Raw genomic sequence first — 1,156 nt, forward strand, 5'->3', positions numbered from 1 at the left:
GAGAGCGTTCATAATTCTGTGTCACGTTAAAAAATCATTACAACGTAATCACTTTATCGAGGCGGCCTTCAAAATAAATCGCCAACTGGGACAATGTCAAATTCCAGCTCTGGATCGGCATTGTCCATTTTTCCTGCGCATTCATTAATCCCAGATACAGTAATTTCAACAGACTGTTTTCATTCGGGAACGCGCCTTTCGTTTTTGTTAGTTTTCTGAACTGCCGATGCACCGATTCAATGGCGTTTGTCGTGTAAATGACCTTGCGGATCGTTGCCGGATATCGGAAGTAACACGACAGATTGGCCCATTTTCTCCGCCACGACTGAAGTACCACTGGATATTGTTGGCCCCATTTTTCTTCCAGTTCGTCCAGTGCGATTTCCGCTGCCTCTTTTGATACCGCACGATAAACTGGTTTTAAATCAGCCATAAACGCCTTGTGATGCTTCGATGCGACATATTTTATCGAGTTACGGATCTGGTGGATGACGCACAACTGAACTTCTGTATCGGGGTAAATGCTGTTTATCGCTTCCGGGAACCCTGTCAGACCATCCACACAGGCAATCAGAATATCGTTCACACCACGATTTTGTAGATCGGCCAGTACCGACAGCCAGAAATTAGCGCCTTCACTTTCAGACAGATACAGGCCCAGTATCTCTTTTTTGCCCTCCAGATTCAGGGCGAGAACAGTGTAGACCGCTTTGCTCTGATAACGCCCGTCTTCGCGGATTTTATAGTGGATAGCATCCAACCAGACGAAGGGGTATACCGCTTCCAGCGGGCGTTGTTGCCACTGTTTCAGCTCAGGAATAACTTTATCGGTGACCGCGCTGATGGTGGCACTGGACACGCTGAAAGCATATAAATCCTCAATTTCCTGGCTGATATCTTTATAGCTCATGCCAAGTGCGAACATACGGATGATCTTGCGCTCGATCTCATCGGAAAGTGTGGTCTGGTGCTTCTTCACCAACTGAGGTTCAAAAGTACCATTGCGATCGCGGGGCGTGGCCAGTTCAAAGCTGCCAGTGGGTGTTTTAACGGTCTTTTTGCCTGAGCCGTTTTTACGGTTGGCTTCAACGTCCTGAACCAGATGTGAATCGAGTTCAGCAGCTAATGCAGCTTCGGTTAACTGTTTGATTAATGG

General features: G+C 47.1%; 1 protein-coding gene. It reads right to left on the bottom strand.

Annotated elements, in window-relative coordinates:
- Positions 1–37: 37 nt before the first annotated feature.
- On the bottom strand, positions 38–1,156 hold a 1,119-nt coding region (locus tag YALDO0001_RS22605), incomplete at its 5' end, for an IS256 family transposase (protein WP_042840663.1).

Origin of the sequence: Yersinia aldovae ATCC 35236 (genome assembly GCF_000173735.1) — a bacterium.
Taxonomy (GTDB): domain Bacteria; phylum Pseudomonadota; class Gammaproteobacteria; order Enterobacterales; family Enterobacteriaceae; genus Yersinia; species Yersinia aldovae.